This window comes from Undibacterium sp. FW305-107 (genome assembly GCF_058788535.1).
Genome location: NZ_JBYTAV010000034.1, coordinates 1 through 535, shown reverse-complemented (window position 1 = coordinate 535; position 535 = coordinate 1). Strand labels below are relative to the sequence as shown.

Genomic DNA, 535 nt, shown 5'->3' with positions numbered 1-535 from the left:
CCCCACATGCAGAACGCACCGCTGATCTGCTGCAGGACATGGGCATCACAGCAGAAAAACATGCAGTGCCGGATAGCGAAGTCAAAGAAGCAGGCCTGCAAAGCATCACCAATTTGCTGGTGCGCCGCCACTATGGCCCAGGCAAAACTGTGCTGCTCAATGCCCATGGCGATGTGGTGCCACCAGGCGAAGGCTGGACCAAAGACCCTTACGGTGGTGAAATAGAAAACGGCAATATCTATGGCCGTGCTACAGCTGTCAGTAAATGCGATTTCTCGACTTACACCTTTGCTCTGCGCGCACTGGAAGCGGTTGCCAAGCCCAAGGCAGGCACACTGGAGTTGTTATTTACGTATGATGAAGAATTTGGTGGCGAAGTCGGCCCCGGCTGGATGCTCAAGCATAACTTGATCAAGCCGGACCTGATGATTGCTGCTGGTTTTTCTTACCAGGTCATCACAGCACACAATGGCTGTTTGCAGATGGAAGTGACCGTGCACGGCAAGATGGCCCATGCAGCAATCCCTGATTCTGG

At 53.5% G+C, this 535-nt stretch carries 1 protein-coding gene; it reads left to right on the top strand.

Annotated elements, in window-relative coordinates:
- On the top strand, positions 1-535 hold a 535-nt coding region (locus AC3WQT_RS28910; RefSeq protein ID WP_492709480.1), incomplete at both ends, for a M20/M25/M40 family metallo-hydrolase.